General features: G+C 62.9%; 1 pseudogene. It reads left to right on the top strand.

Annotated elements, in window-relative coordinates:
- A pseudogene (locus AACY08_RS29570) lies at positions 1-458 on the top strand (elongation factor 4); the annotation flags it as partial.

Genomic DNA, 458 nt, shown 5'->3' on the forward strand with positions numbered 1-458 from the left:
GTCCCCGACGTATATCTCGGCAGGGTGCTGAAGCTCTGCCAGGACCGTCGCGGCATCCAGAAGGACCTGACCTATGTCGGCGGCCGCGCACAGGCGACCTATGAGCTGCCGCTCAACGAAGTCGTGTTCGATTTCTATGATCGGCTGAAGTCGCTCTCCAAGGGCTATGCCAGCTTCGATTACACCCAGATCGGCAAGCGCGAGGGCGATCTCGTCAAGATGAGCATCCTCGTCAACGAAGAGCCGGTCGATGCGCTGTCGATGATCGTCCACCGCGGCACCGCCGAAGTGCGCGGGCGCGGCATGGTCGAGCGCTTGAAGGAACTGATCCCGCGCCATCTGTTCAAGATCCCGATCCAGGCGGCGATCGGCGGCAAGGTCATCGCGCGCGAAACGATCAGCGCGATGCGCAAGGACGTGACCGCGAAATGCTATGGCGGCGACGCCAGCCGCAAGCG

The organism is Pseudomonas sp. EL_65y_Pfl1_R83, from assembly GCF_963970695.1.
Classification (GTDB): Bacteria; Pseudomonadota; Gammaproteobacteria; order Pseudomonadales; family Pseudomonadaceae; genus Aquipseudomonas; species Aquipseudomonas tritici.